This window comes from Azospirillum sp., from assembly GCF_050789165.1.
Window position 1 is genome coordinate 1 of the sequence record NZ_JBOZRT010000141.1, and the last position, 2,452, is coordinate 2,452.

The window sequence follows — 2,452 nt, forward strand, 5'->3', positions numbered from 1 at the left end:
CTCAAGGTGCGTCGAAAAATGGCTTCTTGGTCAACCGATTACCTCAACGCTCTCATTCACCCAACCGCGTGAATGTCTTCAAGCGATTCCCGTGGCGCAACGCTTCGTGGCGGCGCGGTGTTGTCAGGGCACACCGAGGAGAATCGACCATGACCTCACGAATTGCCCTTCTGCTCGCGCTCGGCGTCGGTCTGGCCGCGTGTCAGGCACCGACCGTCGACAACCCGCAGAGCGGCTCCAGCGCCGGCACCTACAGCGGACCGGGCGTGCAGGGGCCGCCGGGCGCCAGTGGCCCGCCGGGGCAGAAGCCCGTCCAAGGCAGCGGCGGCGGCGGCTCCTCGGGCGGTGCCGGCGGCTGACGCCGGACGCGCCTACGCGGTCCCGCGCCCGGCCCAGGCGATCAGCAGCTCATCGCGGGACTTCAGTCCCGCCTCGGGCAGCGCGTGGTTGACCACCGCCTTCGACGCGCCGCCGGTCGCCTCGGGCAGCCGGTTCTCCCACATCGCCTGATGCAGGGTGGGAAGGCTGTCCCATGCGCCCAGGTGGGTGCCGGGCACCCGCACCACGCCCGAGGCGATGACCCTGTTCAGGCCGGCGATCTCCGCCGCGTTCGACAGGTGCGTGCCGACGATCGCAGCGGTCGGCATCAGGATCCGCCGCTGCCGCATCCACACCTGCGGGGCGTAGAAGCTGTAGCGCTTGCCGGCCATGTCGCCGCAGAAGACGACGCGGCCGGTGTGCGGCTTCACGACCATCGTCGACACCGCCAGCGTGTCGCGCCGCGCCCGCTCGACCACCACGTCGGGCATGCCGCGCGGGTTGTCGGCGGAGCGCAGGATGCGGCCCACCGCCTGGCCCAGCGGCTTGAACGTCTCCTCGGTGAACAGGCGGACGGCCTCCTTGAAGGCGGCGGTCTCGGTCTGCGGGTCGGGCAGGTCGGGCATGGTCTCCGGCCAGCGGAAGTGCGGCACGCGGCGCGCGATCTCGGCCAGCGACACCGCGCCGGCCAGCGCCTCGCCGTAGCCCAGCGACAGCACGAAGTCGCGTTCGGAGTCCTGGTCGGCGACGACGCAGACGCGCGCCCCGGCCTCGCGCGCCGCCTCGATGGCCGCCAGCGCCATGTCGTCGCGCAGGCCGCGCGCTCCCGCCCCGTAGAACACCAGCACCGCCTCGCCGGGGCGCAGGCGCGCGCGGCGCAGCATGTCGGCGGGCTCGGCGGCGCCGGGCTTGCCGATGAAGGTCATGTGGTAGCCGGACGAGGCGCCGAAGAAGGTCAGGGCGCCGCCGGGCGCCAGCGCCTGGAAGCTGCGCGGGAAGGTGGTCTCGCCGGCGTGGCTGACGGCGTAGTCCACGAGGTGGCCGCCGTTGGCGGCGCGGACGGAGTCGAGGAATCCGGCGCCCTCCTGCTCCCATGGTCCCCAGGCCTGCGGGTCGGCGGGGATGCGGGTGAAGGCGGCCTCGAAGGCGGAGCGGTCCACCGCTTGCGCGCCGCGGGCGCGGATCGCGGCGGCGCGGCGCTCCGACGACACCATGCCGGTCACCTTCATGCGCCGCGCGAGCGCCAGCTCGACGGTCCAGGCGCCGGTGCCGCCGGCCGCGCCCTCGACCAGCAGGCGCTTGCCCGGCTGCACGTCCAGTGCGGTGACCAGCGACCGGTAGGCGGTGCCGGCAGCCAGCATGTAGCTGCCGGCCTCCTCCAGCGTCAGGCCGGCGGGCAGGGGGAACAGCTGCGGGCCGTCGGCCAGCATGAACTGCTGGTGGCTGCCGTCCGGCGACTGGTAGCCCTGGATGTGGAAGTCGGTGAACATCGGGTCGGCGCCGGCCTCCGGGTCCAGCAGGTCGGAGACGCCGGAGTACACCGCCACGAGGTCGCCGACGTTCAGCCGCCCCTGCGCCTGCAACGCCTCGCCCAGCCGCACCACCATGCCGACACCGCCGGAGCCGGTGACGTGCACGTCCTCGTCGTGCTCGTCGAACAGCGAGACCGGGATGCCGGTGATCGCCCAGACGTCGTTGTAGTTGACCTCCGAGGCCAGGACGTAGACCAGCGCCTGGTTGGGGCCGGGCTCGGGGACGGGGACGACGACTTCCTGTTCGGCGTCCTGCGGGTCGCCGTGCGCGGCGCCGCCGGTCTCCAGGTCGCGGACAACGGCCTGGCCGAGTTGCCACTTGGGCAGCGGCGTGGCGCCGGGGAAGAACGGGCTGCCGATGGGCAGGACGCCGTCGCGGGATTCGCGGCGCGGGCGGGCGGGCAGCGGCGGGGATTTCTTCTCCAGGAACAGGGCGATGCCCTTCTTGGCGCCGTGCTCGGAATCCAGGGCGAACCGGGCGAAGGCGTCGATCTCGGCCGCCGAGCCGGCATCGAAGCCCTGCTCCAGGCCGGTGCGGACGAGCCGGACGATGGTGTCGGCAACGGCGCCGCGGCCGACGCCGTGGGCTTGGCGGAGGAGGC

Annotated in this window: 2 protein-coding genes; one reads left to right on the forward strand and one right to left on the reverse strand. The window is 73.1% G+C overall.

The window, feature by feature from the left end; genetic code table 11:
- The first annotated feature begins 149 nt into the window (after positions 1–149).
- A complete protein-coding gene (locus ACRWK7_RS29610) occupies positions 150–359 on the forward strand; it encodes a hypothetical protein (protein WP_431860533.1) in 210 nt (69 codons plus the stop codon).
- 12 nt (positions 360–371) lie between these two features.
- On the opposite strand, the gene ACRWK7_RS29615 is transcribed toward ACRWK7_RS29610, so the two are convergent.
- The coding region (locus ACRWK7_RS29615; protein WP_431860535.1) for an alcohol dehydrogenase catalytic domain-containing protein at positions 372–2,452 on the reverse strand (2,081 nt) is incomplete at its 5' end.